At 41.2% G+C, this 26,331-nt stretch carries 23 protein-coding genes; 14 read left to right on the top strand and 9 right to left on the bottom strand.

The window, feature by feature from the left end; translation table 11 throughout:
- The first annotated feature begins 213 nt into the window (after positions 1-213).
- From AC5JL8_RS09080 to AC5JL8_RS09045, 8 genes are all read left to right on the top strand, one after another.
- On the top strand, positions 214-930 hold the full coding sequence (locus AC5JL8_RS09080) for a Mo-dependent nitrogenase C-terminal domain-containing protein (protein ID WP_495879446.1): 717 nt from the start codon (positions 214-216) through the stop codon (positions 928-930).
- A gap of 133 nt (positions 931-1,063) precedes the next feature.
- Positions 1,064-2,092, top strand: a complete 1,029-nt coding sequence (gene obgE / locus AC5JL8_RS09075) for a GTPase ObgE (protein WP_495879445.1) — start codon at positions 1,064-1,066, stop codon at positions 2,090-2,092.
- Between the two features lie 158 nt (positions 2,093-2,250).
- On the top strand, positions 2,251-2,520 hold the full coding sequence (locus AC5JL8_RS09070) for a DUF2171 domain-containing protein (protein ID WP_495879444.1): 270 nt from the start codon (positions 2,251-2,253) through the stop codon (positions 2,518-2,520).
- A 57-nt stretch (positions 2,521-2,577) separates the two neighbouring features.
- Positions 2,578-2,700 (top strand): hypothetical protein, encoded by a 123-nt coding sequence (locus AC5JL8_RS09065; RefSeq protein ID WP_495879443.1) that lies wholly within the window; start codon positions 2,578-2,580, stop codon positions 2,698-2,700.
- A 507-nt stretch (positions 2,701-3,207) separates the two neighbouring features.
- Positions 3,208-4,743 (top strand): glycosyltransferase, encoded by a 1,536-nt coding sequence (locus AC5JL8_RS09060; protein ID WP_495879442.1) that lies wholly within the window; start codon positions 3,208-3,210, stop codon positions 4,741-4,743.
- A gap of 153 nt (positions 4,744-4,896) precedes the next feature.
- Entirely contained in the window at positions 4,897-6,018 is a 1,122-nt protein-coding gene (locus tag AC5JL8_RS09055) for a carboxylate-amine ligase (RefSeq protein WP_495879441.1), read from the top strand.
- 13 nt (positions 6,019-6,031) lie between these two features.
- Positions 6,032-6,817, top strand: a complete 786-nt coding sequence (locus AC5JL8_RS09050; RefSeq protein ID WP_495879440.1) for an SAM hydrolase/SAM-dependent halogenase family protein — start codon at positions 6,032-6,034, stop codon at positions 6,815-6,817.
- A gap of 337 nt (positions 6,818-7,154) precedes the next feature.
- Complete coding sequence (locus tag AC5JL8_RS09045; protein ID WP_495879439.1) at positions 7,155-7,706, top strand: cysteine hydrolase family protein; 552 nt, start codon at positions 7,155-7,157, stop codon at positions 7,704-7,706.
- A 213-nt stretch (positions 7,707-7,919) separates the two neighbouring features.
- Here AC5JL8_RS09045 and AC5JL8_RS09040 read toward each other — a convergent pair whose 3' ends face one another.
- The gene (locus tag AC5JL8_RS09040) at positions 7,920-9,047 is read right to left on the bottom strand and encodes an acyltransferase family protein (protein WP_495879438.1); all 1,128 of its coding nucleotides are present in this window, start codon (positions 9,045-9,047) and stop codon (positions 7,920-7,922) included.
- Positions 9,048-9,187: 140 nt separating this feature from the next.
- Between AC5JL8_RS09040 and AC5JL8_RS09035 the strand changes: the two genes are divergently transcribed.
- A complete protein-coding gene (locus AC5JL8_RS09035; RefSeq protein ID WP_495879437.1) occupies positions 9,188-9,649 on the top strand; it encodes a peroxiredoxin in 462 nt (153 codons plus the stop codon).
- Positions 9,650-9,741: 92 nt separating this feature from the next.
- Here the strand turns inward: AC5JL8_RS09035 and hpf are convergent, their stop codons facing one another.
- Complete coding sequence (gene hpf, locus AC5JL8_RS09030) at positions 9,742-10,407, bottom strand: ribosome hibernation-promoting factor, HPF/YfiA family (RefSeq protein ID WP_495879436.1); 666 nt, start codon at positions 10,405-10,407, stop codon at positions 9,742-9,744.
- Between the two features lie 636 nt (positions 10,408-11,043).
- Here hpf and lipB point away from each other — a divergent pair.
- Positions 11,044-11,691, top strand: coding sequence for a lipoyl(octanoyl) transferase LipB (gene lipB, locus AC5JL8_RS09025; RefSeq protein ID WP_495879435.1), 648 nt, complete (start codon positions 11,044-11,046; stop codon positions 11,689-11,691).
- A 34-nt stretch (positions 11,692-11,725) separates the two neighbouring features.
- On the opposite strand, the gene AC5JL8_RS09020 is transcribed toward lipB, so the two are convergent.
- The 4 genes from AC5JL8_RS09020 to AC5JL8_RS09005 all read right to left on the bottom strand — a co-directional run bounded on the left by AC5JL8_RS09020 (position 11,726) and on the right by AC5JL8_RS09005 (position 17,260).
- On the bottom strand, positions 11,726-12,988 hold the full coding sequence (locus tag AC5JL8_RS09020) for a hypothetical protein (RefSeq protein ID WP_495879434.1): 1,263 nt from the start codon (positions 12,986-12,988) through the stop codon (positions 11,726-11,728).
- A gap of 310 nt (positions 12,989-13,298) precedes the next feature.
- Entirely contained in the window at positions 13,299-14,966 is a 1,668-nt protein-coding gene (locus AC5JL8_RS09015) for an FAD-dependent oxidoreductase (RefSeq protein WP_495879433.1), read from the bottom strand.
- A 247-nt stretch (positions 14,967-15,213) separates the two neighbouring features.
- On the bottom strand, positions 15,214-15,483 hold the full coding sequence (locus AC5JL8_RS09010; protein WP_495879432.1) for a hypothetical protein: 270 nt from the start codon (positions 15,481-15,483) through the stop codon (positions 15,214-15,216).
- 520 nt (positions 15,484-16,003) lie between these two features.
- The gene (locus tag AC5JL8_RS09005) at positions 16,004-17,260 is read right to left on the bottom strand and encodes a DegT/DnrJ/EryC1/StrS family aminotransferase (RefSeq protein ID WP_495879431.1); all 1,257 of its coding nucleotides are present in this window, start codon (positions 17,258-17,260) and stop codon (positions 16,004-16,006) included.
- 586 nt (positions 17,261-17,846) lie between these two features.
- On the opposite strand from AC5JL8_RS09005, the gene AC5JL8_RS09000 reads away from it, so the two are divergent.
- Positions 17,847-18,047 (top strand): hypothetical protein, encoded by a 201-nt coding sequence (locus AC5JL8_RS09000; RefSeq protein WP_495879569.1) that lies wholly within the window; start codon positions 17,847-17,849, stop codon positions 18,045-18,047.
- Positions 18,048-18,062: 15 nt separating this feature from the next.
- Here the strand turns inward: AC5JL8_RS09000 and AC5JL8_RS08995 are convergent, their stop codons facing one another.
- Positions 18,063-18,824 carry an amino acid ABC transporter ATP-binding protein gene (locus AC5JL8_RS08995; RefSeq protein WP_495879430.1) on the bottom strand — a complete coding sequence of 254 codons (762 nt, stop codon included), beginning with the start codon at positions 18,822-18,824 and terminating at the stop codon, positions 18,063-18,065.
- Positions 18,825-18,919: 95 nt separating this feature from the next.
- Here AC5JL8_RS08995 and AC5JL8_RS08990 point away from each other — a divergent pair, with 95 nt between their 5' ends.
- Positions 18,920-20,422, top strand: a complete 1,503-nt coding sequence (locus AC5JL8_RS08990; protein ID WP_495879429.1) for an ABC transporter permease subunit — start codon at positions 18,920-18,922, stop codon at positions 20,420-20,422.
- Positions 20,423-20,707: 285 nt separating this feature from the next.
- Here AC5JL8_RS08990 and AC5JL8_RS08985 read toward each other — a convergent pair whose 3' ends face one another.
- Together AC5JL8_RS08985 and AC5JL8_RS08980 are read right to left on the bottom strand one after the other, a co-directional pair.
- Positions 20,708-21,448 carry a type I restriction enzyme HsdR N-terminal domain-containing protein gene (locus tag AC5JL8_RS08985; RefSeq protein WP_495879428.1) on the bottom strand — a complete coding sequence of 247 codons (741 nt, stop codon included), beginning with the start codon at positions 21,446-21,448 and terminating at the stop codon, positions 20,708-20,710.
- 171 nt (positions 21,449-21,619) lie between these two features.
- On the bottom strand, positions 21,620-23,632 hold the full coding sequence (locus tag AC5JL8_RS08980; RefSeq protein WP_495879427.1) for a hypothetical protein: 2,013 nt from the start codon (positions 23,630-23,632) through the stop codon (positions 21,620-21,622).
- Positions 23,633-23,893: 261 nt separating this feature from the next.
- Here AC5JL8_RS08980 and AC5JL8_RS08975 point away from each other — a divergent pair, with 261 nt between their 5' ends.
- Positions 23,894-24,967: a DMT family transporter gene (locus tag AC5JL8_RS08975; protein WP_495879426.1), complete on the top strand. Its 1,074-nt coding sequence runs from the start codon at positions 23,894-23,896 to the stop codon at positions 24,965-24,967.
- Positions 24,968-25,136: 169 nt separating this feature from the next.
- Positions 25,137-26,231 carry a peptidoglycan-binding protein gene (locus AC5JL8_RS08970; RefSeq protein WP_495879425.1) on the top strand — a complete coding sequence of 365 codons (1,095 nt, stop codon included), beginning with the start codon at positions 25,137-25,139 and terminating at the stop codon, positions 26,229-26,231.
- The last annotated feature ends 100 nt before the right edge of the window (positions 26,232-26,331 follow it).

Genomic DNA, 26,331 nt, shown 5'->3' with positions numbered 1-26,331 from the left:
TACAGCGTAAGCGTTTCATTTATTTAAAATGGGTGGTTTATTTACGCCGCAGTGTACTAGAGAATGTGTTGCCTTGAGCGTCAATCATTGTCTTAATTGCCCAACAAAAAACAAATTTTAAGAGCCTCTAAGTTAAATATGTAACAGTTTAACTACCTTTCAGGTAGCTTAGTATGGACTATATAGACTGAGGAGAGCTTAAGGCGGAAGTTTATGAAAAGTGTCGTTCAATCGCCCTATAGCAGTGAACAAGTTGGCGCTTGGTTACGTGGATTGCTCACTATTGCTTGGGCAGACGGTAACTTTGATGAGCAAGAGCAGCAATTGATTGCCAGCATCACTGAAGATGAGTTGGCTCCTGGCATTAAGTTCGATTCGCTCGAAGTTATTACACCAGAAGAATTAGCCACAACTTTAGGTAAAGGTACGCCAGCAGCCGAAAATTTTCTACGCACCGCTGTAATGGTAGCGATCGCAGATGGTACATATTCTCCGAGCGAAGATCAAGTTCTTCAACAGTTGTGCCAAGCACTGGGGCAGCCAAAGGATTTATTAGAAGCCCTTCGTCATACTCTAGAACACATAGAACATCAAGATCCTGCAATAGACAGTTTCCTGCAACGAGAAGCACCCGCAACACTGTCCTTGTCAATTGCACCCCATTTACCTACCCAGAATGCACTCAAACCGCTGCGCGAATGGATGGATGGGTTAGATATCCAAGATCCCAGAGTTGCTCGTTTTTTATGTAAAATGATTCCTTCCCAGTGTCCCTTTGAGCGGGATGTCACTTTGTTTGGACACAAAATTGTGCATATTCCACCATTATGTAAAATCAACCCGCTTTACGAACAAATGGTAGGCTTGCGTTTCCGCGCTCTCTCCTATTTGGCAGATGAGTGTGGTGAAGATATTTCACCATATATCTGAGTAGTGAGTGCTGAGTGCTGAGTGTTGAGTGCTAACTTAAAAGTATAGAGTGAGGAGTGAAGAGTTAATTAAAAACTTATAATTTATAACTCTAACTCAGTACTCAAGACTCAGCACTCAGCACTCTAAGAATATGCAATTTATTGATCAAGCACAAATTGAAGTAGAAGCCGGCAATGGCGGTGATGGTATTGTCGCCTTCCGACGAGAGAAGTATGTGCCAGCTGGCGGCCCCTCTGGTGGCAATGGGGGACGAGGTGGTTCAGTAATTTTTGTTGCTGCCGAAAACTTACAAACCTTGCTCGACTTTAGATATAACCATCTTTTTAAAGCAGAAAACGGTGGACGTGGCGGGCCAAATAATTGCACTGGCGCAAATGGTAAAGATTTAATTATCGAAGTTCCCTGCGGTACAGCTATTTATGATGCGGAAACTGGCGAACTTTTAGGAGATTTAATCAAACCTGAACAAACTTTTCGTGTTGCCGAAGGTGGTAAAGGCGGATTAGGAAATCAGCATTTCTTGAGCAACCGTAACCGTGCCCCAGAATACGCTTTGCCAGGACTCCCAGGAGAAAGAAAGCTGCTGCGCTTAGAGTTAAAACTTTTGGCTGAAGTAGGAATTATTGGATTACCAAATGCTGGAAAATCAACTTTAATTTCATCTTTATCAGCCGCACGCCCGAAAATAGCTGACTATCCCTTTACTACTCTTGTACCTAATTTGGGTGTAGTACGCAAACCTTCTGGTGATGGTACAGTTTTTGCCGATATTCCGGGACTGATTGAGGGTGCTTCTCACGGTGCAGGGCTAGGACACGATTTCTTGCGCCACATTGAGCGCACACGGGTATTGCTACACTTGATTGATGCCACTAGTGAAGATGTGGTGGGTGATTTCAACATGATTCAGCAGGAATTAAAAGCATACGGAAGAGGTTTAGCACAACGTCCGCAAATTCTGGCGCTGAATAAAATTGATGCAGTAGATAGGGAAACAGTGGATTTAGAAGCATTGGCTACCCAATTAAATCACCTCTCCTATGCCCCGGTTTTCTTGATTTCAGCAGTTGCCCGTACTGGATTAGAGCCAATGTTACAAGAAATTTGGGGTATTCTTGACCAAATCAATGCTGCCGAAGAAGTCGAAATATTGGGGTAATTATTGACGCCATCCCATCTGCCTGTAGAGCGAGGCGTATCCTTTGGTATGCAGCGTATCCTGATGTGTAATTGAACAAAAACCCTGTCTACTCACTAAGAAAGTGACTCAACAAGATTTGGGTAAGAATTGTTGCGAATTTAAAGAAGAGGCTCAAAATGGACGTATCGCAGATTAAAGAACACATGCCCGTCTACGCAGAAGGCCCCGGTGGTTTAGAAGGGGCATCTGACACACATATTGGCAATATTGACTCAGTGGAAGAGGGTAAGTACCTCAAATTAACAAAAAATAACGCTCCTGATGGACAACACCACTGGTTTCCAATCGATTGGGTAAGAGCAGTGGATGAACGAGCCGTCTACCTCAACAAAACGATAGACGAAGTGAAGGCAGAAGTGCTTAATGAGCAGCCTTCTGGCAATTAAATTAATAAAAATGATTTGTTTGCTACTGGATAATTAAGCCAAAGGTCAGAAACGCTTATGGTATCAAAATTACAAACGTTCTGCCGTAAGCGTTTCTGTTCGGTAATCTTGTTTAAAACTTTTGCAAGCAAATACCGCAAAGGATGTGCGATCAATCATAGCGATCGCTCTTACACTTAGAACACAAATATATATCTCGTCTTTAGGGAACTCCAAAAAATAAATTATTCCAATTTCTGGTTCAACACGACTGTTCCTTCCCCCTGCTCCCCTGCCCTCAATGCGATGGGATATTTTTTTATTTGGAAGTCCCTTATCCCTGAAACTCCATCTGTACCAATATCTTTTTAGTGTTAATTTCTCTTGCGAGTCTGTGGATGAATTTATCTTCTCTCCAGAAACAGACTAATGGATAAAAGAGGGCAAACAGATTATGTCATCCGGTATATGTGAGCGAGCCGCACTAGGGATTAATTTAAGCATTAGGAAAATGAGCGAATCGGCTGGATGTAAGCCAAAGGGAACCATAAAAGCCCTTTGACTTACTTTTTGATGATGCTCATGTACAGCCTCACTGCCTGCACTTTTCGGTCTTGGGAAGTCTAAATAGCCTTACCAAACTGTTCTGCTGTCTTCTTCAGGCAGAAGTTTAAACGCGGAATTCAATCTGATACTAGGAAGTAGGCGATGCACATTGGATTTCTCAACCCTCAAGGCAACTTTGATTCAGCTAACAGCCACATCACAAAACATCCAGATTTTGGGGGTCAGCTGATTTACGTTAAGCAAGTCGCAATAGCAATGGCTCAACAGGGTCATAAAGTTGATATTCTCACCCGTCAAATTATTGACCCGGAGTGGCCAGAGTTTGCTGAACCGTTTGACACTTATCCAGGCATCGAGAATGTCCGCATTATCCGATTACCAGCCGGGTCAAAAGAATTTCTGCCTAAAGAGCTATTGTGGTCTCATTTAGTTACTGATTGGGTACCCAACATCCTGAAATTTTATCAACAGGAGGGTGGTTTACCCGATGCAATGACTGCTCATTATGGCGATGGAGGGTTGTGCGGCGTTCTGATTGAAGAGGAAACTGGCGTACCCTTCACCTTTACTGCTCATTCTCTCGGCGCTCAGAAGATGGACAAATTTGAGGTCACGCCAGAGAACCTGACAGAAATAGACGAGAAATTTAATTTTCGATACCGCATCATCGCCGAACGCCTAAGCATGAATCGCTCGGCTGTCAATATCACAAGTACACGACAAGAACGCTTTGAACAGTACTCTCATCCTGCCTATGATGGTGCAGTAGATGTAGACAACGATAACTGCTTTACAGTGATTCCACCGGGAGCAGATTTCTCCATCTTTGGTAACCAAGCGCGTGCCCAAAACGAGGAAGCTATCTACCAATTGATTCAGGAGCGATTGGCACGAGACATCACTGAGTCACGTCGAGATTTGCCTGCTATTGTCGCAGCCAGCCGATTAGCTCCCAAGAAGAATTTATTAGGGTTAGTACAAGCTTTCGCAATGAGCCAAACGCTTCAGGAACGAGCTAACTTGGTGCTACTGACAGGGGGACTGGATGATCCCCTGCGTGAAGAGGCTAACCATGATCTAGCTGAACAAGAGGTTTTAGCCCCTATCCGTGAGGTAGTGGAAGAAAACAACTTGTGGGGCAAGATCAGTGCCTTTGGCTTGCCAGATCAATCGCAAGAGTCGCTAGCTGCGGCTTATCGATTTATGGTTAAACGGCGCTCGGTGTTTGCGTTGACCGCACTCTATGAACCCTTTGGCTTGGCTCCCTTAGAAGCAGCGGCTGTAGGCTTACCAGTGGTAGCGACTAAGAATGGTGGCCCCAGCGAGAGCTTCCGAAAAGGAGATATAGAATATGGCGTACTCGTTGACCCTGAAGACGCTGCTGATATTGCACGGGGCTTGGAGCGGGTGATCTGTGATGCTGATGAGTGGGAGCATTTTGCCCAGGCTGGTCAGCAACGGGTACTGAAGAAGTACACCTGGGAAACTACTGCTGAAGACTACCTGACTTTGCTCGAACAGATTGTATCCTCACCAAAGGCACGCCGTCGGGCTGAACTCCTGCCAATTCATCCCTACTTTCTCAATCCCCAAGCAAATACTGATATTTCCCTGGAAGAATTGAGCCGCCTGTATTTTGGTTCTAATCAAAGGGCATTAAGTACATCTAGCCTTTAGAAGGGAACAGGGCATTGGGCATTGGGCATGGGGCATGGGGCATTGGGTAAAGAGGACAAGGGGAAAGAACTATGAATAACTCTTGCTCCTTGTCCTCTTCACAGCCCTCAATCTCTGGCCAAGGTTTGTAAACAAGCAAAGGAGGCACTAGATATGCCATCCCAGACTGAAGAATTTACTATTGGTGTTGAAGAAGAATATCAAATTATCAACCCGGTGACGCGGGAGTTGAGTTCACGTGTGGAACACATTCTCCCGAAAGCTCAAAAAGCACTTGGTGAAGAGGTGCAGCCAGAAGCCCAGCGATCGCAGATAGAAATTGGTACGCCAATTTGTCACACACTGGCAGATGTGCGCTCTGAGCTTGTGCGTTTGCGGGGCGAAGTGATTGCAGCAGCTGCCAAGGACGGTAACCAAATTGCCGCCGCCGGTACACACCCGTTCTCGCACTGGGACGAACAGCAGCTGACGCCCAAAAAACGTTATCAAGCGCTGATGCGAGACTATCAACAACTCACCCGTGAATTAGTTATATTTGGCTGTCACGTGCATGTGGGAATCAGCGATCGCTCCGCTGCCATCAAAGTGATGAATCGTGCCCGTGTTTGGTTAGCACCGCTCTTGGCACTGGCAGCATCCTCGCCTTTTTGGTTAGGTACAGATACAGGCTATGCCAGCTATCGTACTGAGAATTGGAGCCAATGGCCTTTATCTGGGCCGCCACTGATTTTCGAGTCATTAGCCGAGTACGAAGGGCTTGTACAGGCTCTGGTGGAAACCAAAAGTGTTGAGGAAGCAACGAAGATTTACTGGGATGTGCGTTTGTCAGAGCGCTTTCCAACGATAGAGTTTCGCGTTACGGATGTCTGCCAGACGGTAGACGAAGCGGTGATGGTGGCGGGGCTGGTACGGGCATTGGCACGAACTTGTTACGAACAAGCAATGCGTGATGAACCATTTCCTGCTGCACGCCACGAACTTATACGTGTTGCTCACTGGCGTGCCGCACGCTACGGATTAGATGAGGATTTAATCGACGTTGGCGCGATGAAAGCTGTCCCAGCGCGTGATTTGGTTGAAAGCTTGCTCACCTTCGTGCGTCCTTCGCTGGAGGAATATGGAGAATGGGATGAAGTCTCGTCTCTTGTACATAAAACGATGCAGCAAGGAAACGGTGCAACCCGGCAGCGTGAAGTTTACAAGCAAACAGGGCGCTTGGAAGATGTCGTTGATTTAATCGTCCGAGAAACAGCACAAGGGATAAAGCCAGTATAGGAGACAGGACTTTATGCTAGTTCATATCATCGCTGATTACGGCTTTGGCGACCTTGCCTTTGCAGAAGTAGTGCAGCATCTTAAACTCTATCTACCGGATGCTGAACCGATACTTACACCCGTGCCAGCTTTTGCCACCCTAGCAGCAGGATTTTGTATCGCGCAGTTAGGCTTGAATAAAGCCCCCGCCGGGACAATCATTTATCACAACGTTGCACCCCGCGAAGATGATGAACAGGCGCGTGTTGGTAATGCGGGTGAACGTCTGGCTTTTGCACGTCTGCCGACGGGTGTGCGCGTGATTGGCGTTAATGCTGGTTATGCTTTCTCATTTGTACGCGATTTAGCAGTCGAGTTGCGTTGGGCTGCTGTCGCGGCTGAAGGTTCTCAGTTTCGTTCTCGTGATTTGTTTCCAGAGGCAGCAGGGGCGATCGCACTAGGTCAACCCGATGCATTAGATGAAATTATTCCCTCTTCTGATATACCCGACGTACCATCCAACTGTATTGCCTATATTGACGGCTACGGCAACTTGAAAACCACTATTAAACATGAAGCTGACAAGACGCCGGAAGGTCAAACTGTGCGTTTGCGGATCGGTGATAGGGAACAAGAAGCCATATCCAGCAATGGCAGCTTTGCTGTTGAATCTGGACAGTTAGCTTTTGCACCTGGTAGCAGTGGCTGGGCTAATGCACAAGGCGAACAAATGCGCTGGATGGAAGTTTTCCTACGTGGTGGTAATGCCTGGGAATCGTTTAATCGTCCCGCGATCGGCACGCATATAGAAATCAGTTAAGGAACATCTAGAGAAAGAAATATCAGAATTTAATCTTTACAGGACTTCCAGAAAATTATGAAAAAACGAACCGCATAGACGCAAAGCGGCTACTCTACCCTTCGGGAACGGCTTCGCCGAACGAGAACGCTTTCAGCGAACCCGCAGGGTAGGGCACAAAGTACACGAAGAAATAATGTCCTGTCCGTTCAAATAACCGTCATTGCGACCATAGGGAAGCATAAGTCCTTCGGACACGCTTCTCCTGACGGAGACGCTACGCGAACGCAAAGCTCTTTTTTTCGTTGCGAATGCGTAAGTTCTAACTTATTCACTATCGTTTTTTATCGGTTCTCCCATGTCTGAGCCATTAATTATTGTTGATGTGCAATCCGGTTTTATCAACGAATTCACTCATCACATCCCGCAGAGGGTTGCCCGTTTAATCCAGCGAGATGATTACGCACCAGTTTTATTCACTCGTTTCATCAATGCACCTGATGGCCCGTACCAGAAATTCCTTGATTGGCACAGTTGTGCTAATGAGCCAGAAATTAATATTGCCCCAGAACTACAACCTTGGGTGCAACCGGAAATAGTTTTTTCTAAGTTGGGGCTGTGCGGGATACCGCATGAGTTAGCACACTACCTTCATCAGCAGTGTTTTAAACGGGTTTTCATAGTCGGCATTGATACTGATATGTGTGTGTTAAAAATAGCGATGGATTTTTTCGACATTGGCATTGAACCCATCGTACTAACTGATTGCTGTGCTAGTACGGCTGGTTTACAGGCACATCTAGCAGGGTTAGCAGTACTCAGCCGAAATATCGGTGCTTTTCGTCTGCGTGAAGCTGGTCTTTCTGAAGGATCGCTAGCCGCACCAGTAGAAAACCCCCGCAAGTGCTAGACAATTTAAAATTCAAAATTCAAAACTAAGAATAGGACTTACGCACAAGTTACGGAAGGATCGAACCGCGGAGGCACAGAGAAGCCAGTGCGTTGCGGGGGTTCCCCCCGTTGTAGTAACTGGCGTGACACCGAGGAATGAGAGTTAGAGAAGTATTTTGCGTAAGTCTTAAAGAAATAAGGTTTTTAGAGTATCTCTTAATTACGAATTAGTTTAGACTTTAAAAAACCAGCGTTGGCGATACAGAATAACTGCAACTAGCCACCACAACAACACGGTGACAATGGCAAACAATAGCGAACCGTTAAACGTACCTGCCCAAGATGCGAAAACATTTTGGTAAATCCAATTGAAGGTGCTGGGTGCTTCTTCGCCAGTGCCAATCTTGGTTCTAACTAAGATTTTAATTAGTAAAACCGATGCAACAAAAAGGGCGATCGCATTTAAGCCCATAATTTCAAATGGTTTACTCCAGCGACGTATGCGCCGTACTTCGATAAGTTCGTAACAAGCAGCTAACAAAAGTAATGCCCAACCACTTGTGAATACAACATAGGAACTTGTCCACAGCTTTTTGTTGATGGGAAATGTCCATCCCCAGGCCCAACCAATAATTAAGCAACCAATGCCAAATAATGCCAAACCTATACTCGTGCGTGATTGTACTGGCTGGCTGCGTATCCACTGCCCAGTAAAGTAGCCAGCAAGGACATTAACAATAGCGGGAATTGTGCTGAAAAGCCCCTCTGGGTCTCCCATAAAATTGAAGCCATCACCCTTATACAGATGTGCTTTGGGTATAATTAGTCGATCAATATAAGCGCCGAAATTGCCTTCCCGCGTTAGTACACCAGCACCATGGCCGGGAACAGGTACATACATCATCGCCAGCCAGTAACCGATAAGTAGCAGTGCTGCCAGTATCCATTGCCCTTTACGCGGTAAATTGAGAACTGATAAGGAAGCAAACAGATAGGCAAGGCTGATCCGCTGCAACACTCCCATAATTCGGATACTACTTAGATCGAAAGTCCAAATACCTCGATTCCAAAAGCCATTTAGTAACAATCCCAAGGCAAAAAGAATAGCCGCGCGCCGCAAGATGCGTCCATAAACAGCTGAGTTTGCTTTGTGGTCTTCGGTGTACTTTGACAAAGAAAAAGTCATTGCAACACCGATAATGAACAGGAAGAAGGGAAATACTAGATCAGTTGGCGTGCAACCGTGCCAATCTGCATGGGCTAAAGGAGGATATACATCATCTGCTACACCCGCCATGTTGACAAGAATCATGCCAGCAATGGTAATGCCACGAAAAACATCCAGTGAAGTTAGGCGCATAGGCGGAATTTTATATTTGAGGATCTAACAGTAACCCTCCTGTTGCAGACGAGCAAGCAAAGTTTTTAGACCAACACACAAGTTAAAATTTTGTAAAGGACTTTTGCGACAGCATCAAAATTTTGAATTTTTTAATAACTATGCCAGTTAAAGTTGGAGATACCGCTCCTGATTTCACTCTACCAGCCCAAAACGGCTCAACAGTGAGCCTTAAAGATTTCCGCGGTAAACAAGCCGTAGTTCTCTACTTTTATCCTAAGGATGACACACCTGGATGTACGGCTCAATCCTGCGCCTTTCGCGATCAATATGAGGTGTTTAAAACCGCTGGCGCTGAGGTTATCGGCGTAAGTGGTGACTCTAACGAATCGCACCAAAGATTTGCCGCGAAGTACAATCTACCATTTACTCTTTTGAGTGATAAAGGCAACCAAGTTCGGAAGTTATACGGTGCAACAACAGCCTTTGGTTTAGTCCCTGGCCGTGTTACTTACATCATTGACCAACAGGGAGTTGTGCAATATGTTTTTGATTCGATGTTTAACTTTCAAGGTCACGTTGAGGAAGCGCTGAAAACCTTGCAACAGCTTTCAGCGAAGTAAGGGATTGGGGATTGGGTATTGGGTACTGGTGATTGGGTATTGGGAAAGATTTTTCCTAGTCACCAGTCCCTAGTCACCAGCACCCGATCGCCTTATTTATTCAAATGCGATTTTTCTGGCATGACAAAATTAGCATGGGCTGCTTTGCCATTCTTGCCATTGTTATTACCGTTAGTGTTTGCATTATTATGACGGGGTTGAATCACACCATAACCGCCGTGATTGCGTTCATAAATAACGTTGATTTCGCCAGTTTCAGAATTGTGGAACATATAAAAGTCATGTCCCACCAGTTGCAGTTGTTCTAAAGCTTCTGCAACAGTCATTGGTGGCATAGAGAAATATTTAGTGCGGACGACTTCATTAGGTAGTTCGGGAGTGCGATCGCCTATTAAATCTGTAACTACTACTGCTTCTGGGGTTAATACTTCGTTAGTGGGTTGGGCATGAGTTTTCTTATCTTGACGCCTTTCCTTATATTTACGGAGTTGACGGGCAATCTTATCTGCAACTAAATCAATACTTGCATATAGGTTTTCGCTGCTTTCCTCGGCACGGATGACGCTACCATTGGCATAGATAGTGACTTCAGCCGCTTGTCTGGGATTAATTCGCGGATTGCGGGCTACGCTTAAGTGGACATCCACTTCATTTGTGATGTTCTGAAAGTGACTAACTGCCTTTTCTATTTTTTGATGTACATATTCCCGAATCGCATCGGTAATTTCAATATTTTTGCCGTGGATGACAAGCTTCATGTAAACTCTCCCGCTCAATATTTAATGTGAATTTGTAATGTATGACATGAAATTGCGGTAAGGTCTATCACTGCCGCCAAAACAATATGTAAATTATTGTTATGTACTTTTGATGTGCCTACTATCATATTGCTGTTTCTTTTTTGTTATTACGCATCCCTTTGATTAATTCCTCTATCTCTGCACTAGTTTCCAATTGTTTGCAAGGCAATTGAATACCCACACAAATGCCTGAGTGAGGCAGTCTGAGCAGCAAATATTTGACCTGCCTTTTGTGTTGGAGCAATGCTTACATAACTGTTGGTAGTTGTTCCTTTTGAGTTCCAGGGGTTCGTTTGCTTTTGATAGAGAATATTAGATTTTTGGGAATGTAAACAATTAACAAACAATTTATTAGACATCATTAGCCAGTACATTTTTCCTCTTGTTTTGGCGTGATGCTTATTGCAGATAATTCCTCCCAACACCATTGAGGTTATATATTCAAACTAGCACTTTGTATTTTCTAAAGTGGGTTCCCTTGACTTTCCTTTAAAATCCTTTGCAAAGCTTGACATTTATTGACTCTCTACTGGCGACTTGAAATATATTTGTCCCCAAAACAAGTTGATTTTTAGGAGAATTTGTAGTAATAAAATGTACCGACGCCGCTGTTTACTATATAACAAAGGATTATTGCCCTACTTGGACGCGCTGCAATGGCAACGATCGCTTGTGGGCGATCGCATTCAACAACCCAGCCTGGATGACGTGTTAATTTTACTAGAACATCCCCCCGTCTACACTTTAGGACAAGGAGGTAATTCAGAGTTTCTCAAATTTGACCTTGATACAAGTAAGTTTGATGTACATAGAGTTGAACGCGGCGGCGAAGTCACTTACCATTGCCCCGGCCAACTTGTGGGCTATCCAATTTTAAATTTGCAACGTTATCACAAAGACCTACACTGGTACTTGCGGCAATTAGAAGAAGTCTTAATCCGGGTATTAGCAGTTTACGGTTTGCAAGGCGATCGCATCCCTTCTTTTACAGGTGTTTGGTTAGAAGGACGTAAAGTTGCTGCTATTGGTATTAAAGTCAGCCGTTGGATTACTATGCACGGCTTTGCATTAAATGTATGTCCCGATATGGCAGGCTTTGAGCGTATTATTCCCTGCGGCATTGCTGATAAGTCTGTAGCTAGTTTAACCGAATGGATTCCTGAGATTACCTGTCAAGAAGTACGTTTTCATGTAGCACAGTCTTTTGCAGAAGTTTTTGGCATCGAATTAGTCGAAGCATAGCCTTGCTTCTTGCAATCAAATACTTAAAGCGGAGTCAAAGCTTGGGAACCCATTTATTTCTAACGCACTGTACTTGTACTCCATCACTACCTTTAATCACTGAACCTTCACTACATCGCTTCGTGGATCTCAACTTTTTTTTATACTTAGTGATTCGTTGTTGTCCTGTTGCATCATTAGGGTTAGCAGGTGGCACTGTTTTCATGAGTGAGGTTGCTGCTTGCCATTGAATTATTACTTTTTTCCATTCTTTTTCAGGGATTGTTGATTGCGCTAAGTTGGCTGTACTAATTGCTTTATTACCAGCTTGTTGGAATACATCAGGATTAAACGTGATTTTTGATGATATATTAGGAGAAGAAATATAAAGTGACAAATTATTTTTTATTAAAGGAACTTTAGTAAATAAAAATAGTCCTGTGCCACCTATTGCTAATAAATTAAATATTAGTTTAACCAACTTATTATTTTTACTTTTATTATAATATTTCTGGCTGGCTTCTAGTATTTGACGCTGATGTTTTTTGTTTTTGTTATCTTGCTTATCATTCGGTAAATCAGTATTTTCTAGCCTAACAGCATCATTTTTATTAAATTTATATTTATTTTTCCATATTAATTTTAGTTGATTATTCAATATTTTTTTGAATAAAAGCTCTAATTGAAAAAGATAACTGACATTAAAAATCCAAATTATAAACCAAGGTTGTACAAAAAACTTTTTATTTTCAATACTACTAAAAATTGATTTGATTGTACGTTCAGTTAAATATTTATTACATATATTTAAAGATTTAGCTATTTGAGAGTATTTGCATTCTAAAAACGTCAATTCTGTAAACAAAGCTACTATAATAATAAAGGACAAAGCTAATACGAATGTAGTATAAAAACCTTGCCAAATGCTGCTGCAACTAGGTATCAGTTTAGATAAAGTGTTTTTTGAGTTTCGCCTCTGCCATATATACCAAATAAAATGATATAAAAAAGCTAAAAAAACTGTTGGTAGGAATATTCCAAACCAAAGAGAAAACGATAAAAGTAAAGGTCTATTTTCAACAAAAGATATAATTATTCCCGTTAATCCCCACACTATTAAATGTGTACCAGGCAATGCGATCGGAACTAAAATTAACGCTCTGAACCAAGAACTAGGATATGGAAACCATGCAGGCCAGTAAAACCCTTGTAGGTTCTGCTTTGCCAGTTCTAAAAAATTCTGCTTTGTCATGATCAGTAAATGCTCAAACTGGAGCAAATAATTTTTAGTTTTTATAATTCCCTCTTTATATGCCATTTATTAAGCACATAGGGTACTTTGTAAATTTTTAAGGCCAAACTTACCCAAACTTAGCTCTATGGGCGGCAAATACATCGATATGCGTATTTAACCAACGAATGCACGAAATTTTACTAAAGTACGGAATGCTACCAAAGTTTTAACCCATGTCGGCAAAAGTTTGGTATTCCACCGATGACGAAAGCCTGTGGTAAGCTGATGCTAAAAGCGGAGATTGCTTCGCTCCACTTTGTTTCGCTCGCAATGACAGTTGCTACTTTTGATTGCAACTTGGTATGAGCAACCCACTCGGCAGGACATCCTTCTGTTACGCAAGTTGCTTTTTCAAGTAATCTGCCAATCTTAAGGCAAACGCCACAATCATAAATGTGGGGTTTGCCTGACTGGATGTTACGAAAACCGAACTACTTGCAACAAACAAATCATTAAATCCATGAATATTGCAATTTGGCCCGACAACACCAGTTCTTGAATTATCGGACATTCGAGTCGTGCCAACTTGATGAAACCCATCTTTGGTTTGATCCCATATACTCGCTTTAGGATCATCACTTAGGTACTTCAAATAACCGCAGCCGTGCTTCCTCAAGTGTGCATCCCAGTACTCGTGAGATCTCAAAACACTTTCAATGTCTTGGGAGGTACAGCGACGATTGATCTTGAGTCTACGCATCCCCAACTCATCCCGCTCATCGGACAGGCTAACCGTACTATCTGGATTTGGTACTTGCTCACTGTGGTAGTGCAAAGGATATTCGTTAGCAGCACTGTAAACAAATAATGCGGGGATTTTTCTTTTGGCAATAAACCGCGCATAACCGAAGCAAGAGACAAAGGAAGGTATTTTTGCGAAATCCTTAAGCATATTCATTATATGCGCCTGGTAGATCCCTTTAACTTCTCCTATCAATGACTTTCTAATGGCTTTGGCAGTCAAGTACTTTCCAAGCGTTGGTGAGTTCAATGCCAGATATGCGAGCGATAATATGCCGTTTCCGTGCGATGGATCGTAAAATTTTGGGGTTCCGAGCCAAGCCACAATGTTTGTCAGTTCTTTCTCATGCAGGAACTTCCGAGTGAACGAGAAGCGCCGTCGCAAGTAAATATTATCTGAATCTCGGTCAAACCCGAAAATCGTTTCTCTGGGAGAGGTATTAAAATGAACAACTGCAATATCTCCAGAAAGATGCCCCATGTAAAACTTTCCCAAAACCCCGCTGTGATTTCCGATACCGCCAGGGTGCTTTTGGTCAGATGCTAGAAGCAAGCGTGTGGTGTTCAAACCACCGCCCGCCAATACATATTTGCGAGCTTTCACACGAAGGGTTTTGCCACCAAGAGTTTTTGTTTGAAGTGCTTCTACCTGAGATCCTGAGTCGTTCGATTCAATCTCGGTACACGTTAAACCGTAAAGTAGCTTGATTTGCTTATACTGCTTCAACTCATTGAAGTACTCTTTAGCAAAATTGGTGGGAAGAGACCACCGTTCTAAGGTTGAGGTGAGTACTTGTTCATCAGGCAACCCCGGAACAATAGACTTGTGCTTGATATTTGGGATATTTTTAATATTAAATTCTGCTTTACCGCACAAGAAATAGTTACATGCCCTTGCGAAGTAGGTTTGGATCTCTTCATAGGTGACGGGCCAGGATGAGTGAGGAATATAGCTTCGTTTATCGAAATCTACGGGGTCGTAAGGCACACAACGCCCGCCCCATATTACAGATGTTCCTCCTACCTGTCGGCGGGTACATTCTGACATTGACTGATGGAATTTCGGATCGAAGTAACTGGCTTCACCTAGATTCTGAATCGCTTCTGAGAAACAAAAACGTCCACTTTCTAGAAGGGCAACATTGTATCCAGCCTTAGCTAACTCTAGTGCCAGAACAATACCTGCCGGCCCAGCTCCAACCACTGCAACATCTGAAACAAAGGTAGTTCCATCCTGAAATGTTTCAGCATCAATCAACATCGTTTCACTACCCACAAGCTAAATGAGAACTGCATCAGAAATAAATTGGCGGTTTTTGTTTTTTGAAAATTTTACAAATCAAGTAGCAACAGCATCAAATTAAGCAAACACAGAATCAACATCTAGTTAATAAATCAGTTATTAAATTCAATCAATACCTTTGCAATCTACTAAGGTGTAACAACGAGTGTAATGGAGTAAATATGACTTAAAAAAGTGAAATTGTGGAAAATTTTGCTCAATAAAATTAGCTTATGTTATTAGTAAAAATACAAAATAAGAGTAATGCTGTTAGTACAATTTTGGTACATATCACTTTAATTTTTTTATAAAGTTTATTTATTGCATCTAATTCATCAGTTATAGAAGGTTCGATTAACCACTTGTGATTAGGTAGGCGTAGCTTTACCAAAGGGTATAAAGCGCCAAGGATGGCAAACTCAAAATTACTGCGATCGCTGCCTCGCTTCGCTATCGTTGCGATATAATGACAAATTGTAAGTAATTCAGCGGTCATAATATTACCTGCTTCATCACAGAAAATTTATTAACATTAATATCAATTGTTAGCAATAAACTTGTTACTAAATTAGTATAAATTTTACACAAATTAATGCTGGATTCTATTAGTTTTTACATAACCCATAACTAATCTTTTTTAACTCTTCATACCTTTTCTATTGGCAACGTGGCTCTAATATGGTAGGTTGAGTATTTGCTATATAGAAAATTTCATAGCGCATACCTAAAATTGAATTTTTCATAAATTTAATTATATATATTCTCACAGATTTAATTAATCTCAAATATGGCAAATCTTTTGCTATATCTAAGTTTTAGCTGTCTGCCATGATTAATTTTGAGTCTTTTATTTAAACTAATTTACTCTTCTTGATATATTTATATAAAGGAGAAGGTGGAAGGCTTTTTGTTTCGCAACCTACAGATAATTCTGAATTCTGAATTACAACAAGCTTGATACTTGGCTTGGAAAACTAATTGTATACTTCACTAACTTGAAACCCGCTGTATCGCACCTAGCAATGAAAATATTGTCGAATTACTTGAATGTTTTTCTCAACTTCACTGCGAGAATAGCGAGGATAGGTTGGCAGATAGAATAGCTCTTTCTCAACTTTCCTAGAATTTGGACAATCACGATAAAATTCTTGAAACATGGGTGAATCAGCAGTGCTGGTAAAATGACCAGCTGCTATATCTCGATTATGACTGTACATAAATCGCAGAAGCTCATCCCGATTGGAATATTGAACTGGAAACCAAAGATATGTATGAGATCCGTCGGTTCGCAGAGGAGGCAAGATTAATTCATCAATATCTTTGAGCTTCTCGTAATAAAGCAGGGCGTTGTCAATCCTCGTTTTGATATCACGATCAATGTTATTAAGCTGTGATAAACCAAGGCGAGCCTGGAATGGTGTATACCAGGACTTATATACTTCAGGCAGATGTTCTGCTGGCTTGCTTTCCTGGGGTTTTCTGCGAACTTTTTTGTTCACAAATTCAATATCTTTAAGATAACTAGCTCGAACAATCGGGTAGGTCAATAACTGGAACAGAACAGGAAAGCCAGCAATGTCGTGTATCAATCCTGACTTGACTTTGCGAGTAATGCCGGGGAGTGGGGGATAGGAAAAACCTTCTAACTCAGCACGGATCTTTTCTACCACATCTCCTCGGTTGGAAATTACCGCTCCTCCAAGCCAAGTAGTTAAATTTTTATGCATTTCAAAGCTGAAGACACCAGCATCGCCAATTGTGCCTACGGCTTTTCCTTGCTCGTAGACGCCAAACGATTGAGCGCAATCTTCAATCATTGGGATATTGAAGCGATCGCAAATTCTCTTAATATCATGCGCCTTGGCAGCAAGTCCATGCAAATGAGTAATCAAAACTGCTCCCGTATTCGGGTTAATCAGACGCTCTACTTCAGCAGCAGAGATATTGCAGGTTTCGCGCTCAACATCTGCAAATACTGGACGTCCTCCCGCGAAAATCACCATATTGATCACGTCAGCAATGGTGTAAGGCGACAAAATCACTTCTTGTCCAGGCTTGACTAAAGCTTTGACGGCAAGATATATGCCAACTCGACATTGATAAACGCAAACTGCGTGCTGAGTATCAAATTTTTCGCAAAGCGCCTTTTCAAAAAGTTCAATATCTTTTTTATCTCGCTTTAACCGTCCTCCCAGAACATAACCCAAAAATAAAAGGTAACTGTTCAGATTCGTATAAAGGCGGTTTTTAGGATTAGGCCCAAAACTCAGCATATTTTTCTTTGCCTGTAAACTTCTGTTCTCAAAAGTGGGCTATTTTCGCCATCGCTGCGTTATTTGTAAATGCGATCGCTTTTCTCAATAGTCTTTTTAGCTACATTCTGAAGCTTTGGCATTGGGTAAGCCTCGAAAACAGGGCATCAAAATCAATTTTCAAAGCATTTAGGCATTGCTGCCGCAACTTGATGTTTGATTTTACGGTGCTTACTCGCTAAATTGGGGTAAACACAAATCTAAGGGTTCATTTTAACGTGCTTTGGCGCTAGTTCTTTACAAAGTTCCAGTGAGTAACTACAAAATCTGGTTTGACCGAAGAAAGGCAGAGGGCAGAAGGTAATACCATTTTGGATTTTAGATCCTGAAAGAGTTAGTTACTAAGCTTTTTGGCGATCCATCTGTCGCAATCATTTTTCAAATTGGTATAAGAATTTATTTTCCCTCTGCCTCCAGTATAGTTGCCTTCTTATGACATCTATATCCATCTATTTATTAGCATCTTAGTAGCCAGTCTAAAGCTAGAATATGATTGTTGAACAGCCACGAGACTAAACTTTTACGACAGTCAACTCTAATCTCGCGCGTGAATTATCCACCAAATCTACACATACATACCCCATTAATTACGTCCATTGCAGAACGTGATTGGAAAGCAATGACAGAACTTTTTGACAGGGAAGACGGCGATGAAATTGAAGCGGATATCCACACCAATCTGCTGTTGATGACACCTGAACCATGTTGGGGCGATGATCCGTTTGAGTTCTTGCGTGAGTATCTCTAAAGAGCGCTGAGTAATCTAAAACTCTCTGGGGTTGAGGCGGCTGAGGAAAGTACGTAAGCGATCGCTTTGTGGATTTGTCAGAACTTCATGCGCTGCACCTTGTTCTACCACAAGACCTTGATCTAAAAATATTACCTGATGTGCCACTTCTCGCGCAAATTGCATTTCATGAGTGACAACTACCATCGTCATGCCTTCTGCGGCTAATTGTTGCATGACTTGCAAAACTTCCCCGACAAGTTCTGGATCTAGGGCGCTGGTGGGTTCATCAAATAGCATAATCTGAGGATTCATACATAAACTACGAGCGATCGCAACTCGTTGTTTTTGTCCCCCAGAAAGTTGTTCGGGATAAGCTGATGCTTTGTCAAAAAGTCCGACTTTTTCTAAATACAATCCGGCTAATTGGGCGCTTTCTTTCGGTGTTTTTCCTAAAACTTTACGCGGGGCAAGTGTTAAATTTTCCAGGACGCTGAGATGAGGAAACAGATTGAATTGCTGGAAAACCATTCCTACTTGGGTTCTTAGCTGCCGTAGTTGATTATAGTTGATGGCAGAACGGGATAAATCGATACCATTAACTACTAAGCGCCCACGATTAATACTTTCTAAGCGGTTGAAGCAACGTAGGAGTGTACTTTTACCACAACCAGAAGAACCAATAACTGCGATAACTTCTCCCCGCTTGATTTCGCCAGTGATTCCTTTGAGGACTTTTAGGGAGCCAAAGCTTTTTTCGATATTGTCAAAAATGATCGCGGGGGTGGAATTGTTCATTGCCTGTGTCAACTGTTCTAAAGTTGATTTTAATGTTTTTATTTAACCGCAGAGAACGCAGAGGGCGCTGAGGGAAGAGAGGGAAATAAAAAAATATGGCTGGATTTGGTTTTGTTGGTTGGCTGCGTTTGTTTGTGGTGGTTGGCTGGAGTTTTCTGTTACTTACAGGCTGTAGCGTCAATCCTAGTGTAGGAAAAACTTTGCGGGTTGCAAACGAACCGGCATTTCCGCCTTTTGAGTTTTTGGGAAGTGAGGGTAAATCGCAAGGCTTTTCTATTGATTTGATGAATGCGATCGCACAGGCAGCTAATTTTAAAGTAGATTTTCAAAGTGTGCCTTTTGATGGCATTATCCCGGCTTTGCAAGCCAAAACGGTAGATGCGGCAATTAGTTCGATGACAATTACCGAGGAGAGGGCTAAGACTGTTTCGTTTTCTCGTCCTTATTTTAAAGCGGGGTTGGCGATCGCAGTTCGTACTGACAATCAAGAGATTACTAACTTTGACAGTCTCAAAAATAAAAGAATTGCAGTGCAAATTGGCACAACTGGCGCTAAGAAAGCTCAGGGTATTCCTGGGGCACAAATTCGCAGTTTTGACTCTGCACCTATAGCTTTGCAAGAATTAGCTAATGGAAATGTAGATGCGGTAATTAACGATGCGCCAGTTACTTTGTATGCAATTAGTACAGGCAATCTCAAGGGATTGAAAGTAGTAGAGCAATTGCTAACAGAGGAATATTACGGCATTGCAACACCGAAAAACTCGGTCAACTTAGCACTAATTAACGATGGTCTGAATCGGGTGTTGAGCAATGGCACGTATTCCCAAATTTACCAAAAATGGTTTAAAGCTGATCCCCCGAATTTACCTGCTAAATCACCCTTTGAAAACCAGTCTGGTGCTGGTGAATCAGGAATATTTACCTCCGTTGGCATTATTTTGCGGTCTTTCCCCGCTTTATTACAAGGTGCATTGGTGACTCTGCAACTTACAGTACTTTCTGTAGTGTTGGGTTTAGTTGGCGGTTCCCTAATTGGGATTATCCGCCTTTCCCGCACCAAATCTGTGCGGTGGGTAGCGAGGGCGTATGTGGACTTCTTCCGGGGGACACCTTTATTAGTGCAGATTTTTATGATTTACTTTGGGTTACCAGCGATCGCTCAAGAACTTGGTTTTACTTTTAGCTTCAATCCCTTAGCTGCTGGTGTACTGGCATTAAGTTTGAATAGCGCCGCCTATATTGCCGAGATTGTCCGTGCCGGAATTCAATCGATTGAACCAGGACAAGCAGAAGCTTCACAATCACTCGGCTTGAGTTCTGTGCAAACGATGCGCTATGTAATTTTTCCTCAAGCTTTCCGGCGGATGATTCCACCCTTGGGTAATGAGTTTATCAGTTTGTTGAAAGATACCAGCTTAGTTGCAATTATCGGTTTTCAAGAATTATTCCGCAAAGGCCAGCTGATTGTTGCTGATAACTATCGCGCTTTTGAAATTTACGCGGCGGTAGCTGTAGTTTATTTATGTTTGACGCTGCTTTCTTCCCAAGCATTTAGTCGGTTGGAAGCGTGGATGAATCCGGTGAAGCGTTCTTAATAAAATGCAGGATATAGGACAATACGGTTCAGTTAAGGACAGGACTTACCCAAAATTAAGAAAAAACGAACCACAAAGAGCGCAAAGGACACGTAGACACGAAGTGGCTTCCCGAAGGGTAGAAATAAGAGTTTCAGACAATTTTTGCACAAGTCCTGAAAGGTTTTTGGCGCTAACTGAACCGTATTGGGATATAGAATTCCTACTAGAATTGTACGGAATTATTCCAAAAATAAACCGGATTCCTATATTTCCTTGCTTGTAAAAAAAACTTAGAGTGTTTTTTCAATAGATGATATAAATTAGTTTTTCAAAATCTTGGGAATCAAAAGTTTGGTATTTTTGGGAATATTTACCACACATTTTATACTCAATTTTATTTTCTTTTACATTAAATAAATATCCGTCTATTGCAGATAGCTGATGTTTCAACTTAAAAGCTACTGTATGATTAGTATATTTGGCGTATTTATTAATAAGATAAACAAAACTCTGACTATTTCCATTTTGAGCATTTTCAAATTCTAATAAATCATCGTCAATACTGCTATCTGCTTGTAAAATTAATTCTTTTATTTTTCTCAAGTTTTCGGGATAATAAATTTCAAACTGATTACTCTTTCTAATAAAAATAATAATTTCGTGATAATTATATAATATTCCGATATTACAACCAGAATTTATTAAATATCTTTGTATCTGATTATAGTAATTTTGCAAGTTTACATCTTCTCGTTTTACTTCTACAATTATTAAAGGATTTTGATATGGTTTAAACTTCTCATTTTTTTGCTTCTTATATATTTCTATATCATGATTGTTAGATTCAACCTTAATATTAATTTTATCTGGAAATAATCCACTTTCTTTAATAAGAAAATGAAGAAACATTTGTCTAACTAACTCTTCTGGCCTTCCATCAATTGGAATTTCTAATCCCCTAATCAAACATTTGGTATATTTTTGATTATATTGTTTAATATATATATTGAGCTTTTCCTGCATCTCTTCATTTAAATAAATCATAAATATTTTCTTTGATTATATTGTTTAATATATATATTGAGCTTTTCCTGCATCTCTTCATTTAAATAAATCATAAATATTTTCAAAATAATTAATGGTGAATAAAGCAGTTTTAAGGGCACAATATATTGCGCCCTAAGCTGTGTATTAACTGTGCAACTGCAAATTTTTCTATTTTTGTCCAAAGAAGCTTAGTATTTGATTGACTAATTTCTCCCAATGCTCTTCAGCTTTGCTCTGGAAAAATTTATTCAAGTTTGTTTCTATTTCTAGCTCTCGCCTAAATATCTCACATACGTTACCTGCAAAAGTTTCCCCTTTCTTTCTTTCTCTACCTTTCTCAGCAATTAGAGCCTTCCAAAACTTAGAATCTTCACTTTGAGGTAGTAGTGTTCTTGTAAGTTCATCTTGAATTTCTGTTCCTACATCGTATACAAACTCGTCATATAATCCATAAAACTCTTTTATTAATTCAGGGATAAGTGTCTTTAAAGATTCGTTAGCAGATGTAAGTTCATACAAAATATTTTCTAGTTCTTGCTTGACTTCTCTAGTAAATTTTTTCAGCATCTCATCTTCATCTATACCCTCAGCAAAAACCTTCGCATCGTAGTATATATCTATATCCCTTGGTTCATAATATCCGAAATTTCTATGGATAGCGTGTTTAGTATTCCATGCTTTATAAGTTGTCCGGTAGCATTCAAGATATTTATCAATAAAATTTTCATAAACAAAACTAGGTACTCTTTTACGCAAGTCTCGTATATTCTCTATCTTAGAAATTGCATTTTCAATTGCTTTGATTTCTGCTACTGTTAAAGCCTCACCATTTTTTATTTTTCCAAAGCTTTCTCGAATATTCTTGATTTCGTCTAATAAAAGATTTCGTCTACGTTCTATTACATCTGCTATAGCTTTGATAAATTCATTTTTATCTGCCTGCACATCTTCTTCATCGTAGATTTCATTGAGCTTGACTATATCATCACGGTAGTACCGCAAAGAATCATAAGACAAGATATTGTCTTGGAAAAAATCTAAATTTAAACGCCTGAATGTAGCTTGAACTTCGTCCTGTCTAATTTGAATTCCTAACTCCCTATCTCCATCAGATCCATGTACTTTTTCAGCTTCGCCTTTGTGAGGTAATACCAAAGTGACAAATCTATGATGAAATTCTTTAGATTTGGATGTCAGATGATAACCTATTAATTTTGTAATATTAGCTTCAGGAGCAGCATTGAAGGGAGTTACAAAGATACAGATGCTATCTTGACTGTCAATATATTTTTGTAAGTCTTTACGAATTGGGTTTTCATCAAGTCCTTTAGTATCAATAACGGAATCGAACTGAGACAAGTTTGAGCCAGATAAAACATCATGGCTCACATAAAGATATATTTTTCTTGGTATAGCAAAGTCTTTCAACCGGACATTATTGATATCATCAAAGGTATATTTTATCCACTCTTGCTCTTTACCTTGATTATCAAACTCAACTTGAGTGGAAGTTCTTGATTCAAGGTTCGCATTATTCAATGCAGTCTTTTTCAGTACCTCGATTCCTGCTTCCTCAAATAATTCCTTAGCAGTATCAATTCTACTAGTTTTAGTTTTTTCACCATCAGGAACTGATTTATTAATTTGTTTGAGTTCTATAATATTCCTAATGGCTCTATCAATTTCTTCAGAAATAATTATTCTCTGTTCTAACTGAGGATTATCTTTACTGGCAATGTAGTCGCAGAATTCTAAAATTAGATTCTCCATTTCATCAACGGTATAAGGCTCTATCTCTATGTAAGTTTTATCCGCAGCTTTGATAATTACTTCACATATAGTAGTTTTGCCTGATCCCGTTGAAAGTAATTCTCTAGTTTCGATTACATCTTTAGTTTTACCATTAATATTTTTGGAAACTTTGAAATCACTGATTAAATTAAAAAGATGACAAATAGCTGTTGTCTTTCCTTGCCCAATAGTACCGATAAAAACAATTTTATATTTTTCTATATTTAGAATTTTTTCAATTTCTTCTAATCGGTCTAATTTTGATTTTAAGTTATTAATACAAATATGCTTAATTACATTAATTTCCGAACCACCTGATATTTTGGTAATTTCACGTCTCAAGCTTTGCTGTAGTAATGCGATTTCTTCTTGCCACTGTATAGTCAACATACTGTTCACGCTGCTTTAATGCTACTTGCTGGATAATTAAATATGCCCAGATAGCATGAGAATCTAACAACAAGCCTGACAGCACCCCTCACTTTGCTGCTTTCTTCCCAAGCATTTAGCCGCTTGGAAACCTGGATGAATCTGGTGAAGCGCTAATGAGAGCAATTCTAATGAGTATTCCTTCCTTCATAAAAAGACACAATTAGGTAGAATTGGGTAAAGTAATTTCTGCGTTTGTTAAACCAAGGCATCAGCAAACCCATGCAACTGAAACTCAGTGCATCTCGTTTTCCCGTAGCTACCCTACTGCTAATTGCTCCCTTTTTCCTTTGGGGTACAGCAATGGTGGCAATGAAAGGAGTAATTCCCCACACCACGCCGCTATTTATGGCGGGAGTGCGTTTGCTACCTGCTGGGGTGTTAATTTTGATTGCAGCGGCATTTATGGGTAGACCCCAACCTCAAGGATGGGTTGCATGGTTGTGGATTGCCTTGTTTGGATTAGTTGATGGCACTTTGTTTCAAGGCTTTTTAGCAGAAGGATTAGTCAGAACTAGCGCCGGGTTAGGGTCTGTGATGATTGACTCTCAACCTTTAGCTGTCGCCTTGCTGTCGTTATGGCTATTCAAAGAACGTATTGGTTTTTGGGGATGGCTGGGGCTAGGATTGGGAGTTTCAGGTATTAGTTTAATTGGCTTGCCTGATGAGTGGATATTCAATGTTCTTGGTTCTGGGGCAAGTTTCACAGTTGGTAATTGGCAACAGTTATTTATCAGCGGCGAGTGGTTGATGCTATTAGCAGCGTTGTCGATGGCAGTAGGAACAGTATTGATTCGGTTTGTGTGTCGATATGTTGATCCGGTAACAGCTACAGGATGGCACATGATTTTAGGGGGATTGCCATTATGGGGAGCTTCGTCAGTTGTAGAATCCCAGCAGTGGCAAAATCTTGTAGCATCTGATTGGCTAGCCTTGAGTTATGCAACAATATTTGGCAGTGCGATCGCCTACGGATTATTCTTCTACTTTGCTTCTAGCGGCAATCTCACAAGTCTTAGTTCCCTTACCTTCCTGACACCTATCTTTGCCTTAGTATTTGGTAATATTTTCCTCTCAGAAGTTCTCAGTCCGTTGCAGTGGATAGGAGTTTGCCTGACTTTAATCAGTATTTATCTCATCAACCAGCGTGATACCTTGGCAGGAGAGAATAACCAGGTTGCTACGGGAGAAAAAACTACTACACATCAACAACCATTGTTAGAAGCAACTACTGCCAAAAAAGTAAACCCTGTAACATTATCTGTAAGAGAATCCGAACCAGAAACTCTACCTTAAAACGTTTGACTTTAAACTCAAAATTTTTTGTTGAGATCAGAGTTACCTTTTAGACCGCTTGAAGTTATCGTGGTAGCGACAAATAAAACAGCACTTTCTGCCCGAAACTTGCAATATGCGGCCATGCAACTCCTCAATCCCTGTATTCGCCTATTTTATATGCCTGGGTTTGTACCAGAGTCCCGCGAGTCCGGCGACACCTGAGTTAACCCTTGAAATATTACAACTTGCACAAGCCAGTTCCACTGAAGTTGCCCAGCCGACTACTCTTAGACCCGGTAATACCGGAAAGGATGTGCAGGCTTTGCAAACTCAATTAAAGCTGTTGGGATATTACAATGGCTTGGCTAATGGTCAGTATCAAGAAAGTACGGAGATTGCAGCCTCTAAATTTCAGAGAGCGAAGAGTTTGACAGTAGATGGTATTGCTGGCAACACAACTAGAAAAAGCCTGCAAGCCGCAGTAGCCGCTAAAAAAGCTTTAATTGCCTCTTCTTTTCCTGCACCAACTGCCAAACCCAGTACCCAGCCGAAGCCAACACAACAAGGGTCTAGTTGGTGGCCACTATTAGGGCTTGGGGTTCTAGGGAGTATTGGTACAGTTTTTTACTGGCTGAGATGGATGAATCGAGTCAAACCAGGGGAACAGCCTACAATCTCAGAAGAAAAAACTGAAAATGCAGCCAACAAAGATGCGATCGCACAGACAATAGAAGAGTCGGATAGCACAGCAGATCAACATGAGAGCAATACCGCCACAGCATCAATCTCCACAAAATTGTTGCCACCAGAAAAAACTTCTCGTCTGGCTAAACTTAATATTGTTGATGAATTGATTAAAGACTTATATAGTGCTGACCCAGCGAAGCGGCACAAGGCTATTTGGGATTTGGGACAGCAGGGAGATTCACGAGCAATTCAGCCACTAATAGACTTGATGATGAATGCTGATTCGCAACAACATAGCTTGATTTTGGCAGCTTTAAGCGAAATTAGTATCCGCACACTCAAACCAATGAACCGTGCTTTAGCCATCTCAATACAAGATGAAAGCCCACAAGTGCGGCAAAATGCTATCCGTGACCTAACTCGTGTTTACGATATGATGGCACAAATTAGCCAGATATTGCGCCACGGACTCGAAGACCCTGATGCTGAAGTACAGTCAACAGCAAGGTATGCTCTGAATCATATTAATCGAATTCGTGTTTTGCCAGATTCCGAGAGTCTACCGGAACATCAGCAGCAAGATCCATCCCCATAAGCCAATATGGTTAAGTTAAGGAAAATTATCTATTGAGGCAGGGGAGCAGGGAGCAGGGAGCAGGGAGCAGGGAGCAGGGAGCAGGGAGCAGGGAGCAGGG

The sequence above is a fragment of the Mojavia sp. genome (assembly GCF_059505145.1).
The sequence above is the reverse complement of the archived record's forward strand: the minus strand, read 5'-3'. Positions and strand labels throughout refer to the sequence as shown.

What these genes read in the sequence shown, in the direction of transcription:
- AC5JL8_RS09065 (WP_495879443.1), top strand. Translation starts at nt 2,578, where the DNA reads ATGGTATCAAAATTACAAACGTTCTGCCGTAAGCGTTTCTGTTCGGTA.
- AC5JL8_RS09040 (WP_495879438.1), bottom strand. Translation starts at nt 9,047, where the DNA reads ATGCGCCTAACTTCACTGGATGTTTTTCGTGGCATTACCATTGCTGGC.
- AC5JL8_RS09035 (WP_495879437.1), top strand. Translation starts at nt 9,188, where the DNA reads ATGCCAGTTAAAGTTGGAGATACCGCTCCTGATTTCACTCTACCAGCC.
- lipB (WP_495879435.1), top strand. Translation starts at nt 11,044, where the DNA reads ATGTACCGACGCCGCTGTTTACTATATAACAAAGGATTATTGCCCTAC.
- AC5JL8_RS09080 (WP_495879446.1), top strand. Translation starts at nt 214, where the DNA reads ATGAAAAGTGTCGTTCAATCGCCCTATAGCAGTGAACAAGTTGGCGCT.
- AC5JL8_RS08980 (WP_495879427.1), bottom strand. Translation starts at nt 23,632, where the DNA reads ATGTTGACTATACAGTGGCAAGAAGAAATCGCATTACTACAGCAAAGC.
- AC5JL8_RS09010 (WP_495879432.1), bottom strand. Translation starts at nt 15,483, where the DNA reads ATGACCGCTGAATTACTTACAATTTGTCATTATATCGCAACGATAGCG.
- AC5JL8_RS09050 (WP_495879440.1), top strand. Translation starts at nt 6,032, where the DNA reads ATGCTAGTTCATATCATCGCTGATTACGGCTTTGGCGACCTTGCCTTT.
- AC5JL8_RS09020 (WP_495879434.1), bottom strand. Translation starts at nt 12,988, where the DNA reads ATGGCATATAAAGAGGGAATTATAAAAACTAAAAATTATTTGCTCCAG.
- AC5JL8_RS09060 (WP_495879442.1), top strand. Translation starts at nt 3,208, where the DNA reads ATGCACATTGGATTTCTCAACCCTCAAGGCAACTTTGATTCAGCTAAC.
- AC5JL8_RS09045 (WP_495879439.1), top strand. Translation starts at nt 7,155, where the DNA reads ATGTCTGAGCCATTAATTATTGTTGATGTGCAATCCGGTTTTATCAAC.
- AC5JL8_RS09015 (WP_495879433.1), bottom strand. Translation starts at nt 14,966, where the DNA reads ATGTTGATTGATGCTGAAACATTTCAGGATGGAACTACCTTTGTTTCA.
- obgE (WP_495879445.1), top strand. Translation starts at nt 1,064, where the DNA reads ATGCAATTTATTGATCAAGCACAAATTGAAGTAGAAGCCGGCAATGGC.
- AC5JL8_RS08975 (WP_495879426.1), top strand. Translation starts at nt 23,894, where the DNA reads ATGCAACTGAAACTCAGTGCATCTCGTTTTCCCGTAGCTACCCTACTG.
- AC5JL8_RS09005 (WP_495879431.1), bottom strand. Translation starts at nt 17,260, where the DNA reads ATGCTGAGTTTTGGGCCTAATCCTAAAAACCGCCTTTATACGAATCTG.
- AC5JL8_RS09055 (WP_495879441.1), top strand. Translation starts at nt 4,897, where the DNA reads ATGCCATCCCAGACTGAAGAATTTACTATTGGTGTTGAAGAAGAATAT.
- hpf (WP_495879436.1), bottom strand. Translation starts at nt 10,407, where the DNA reads ATGAAGCTTGTCATCCACGGCAAAAATATTGAAATTACCGATGCGATT.
- AC5JL8_RS08990 (WP_495879429.1), top strand. Translation starts at nt 18,920, where the DNA reads ATGGCTGGATTTGGTTTTGTTGGTTGGCTGCGTTTGTTTGTGGTGGTT.
- AC5JL8_RS09070 (WP_495879444.1), top strand. Translation starts at nt 2,251, where the DNA reads ATGGACGTATCGCAGATTAAAGAACACATGCCCGTCTACGCAGAAGGC.
- AC5JL8_RS08995 (WP_495879430.1), bottom strand. Translation starts at nt 18,824, where the DNA reads ATGAACAATTCCACCCCCGCGATCATTTTTGACAATATCGAAAAAAGC.
- AC5JL8_RS08985 (WP_495879428.1), bottom strand. Translation starts at nt 21,448, where the DNA reads ATGATTTATTTAAATGAAGAGATGCAGGAAAAGCTCAATATATATATT.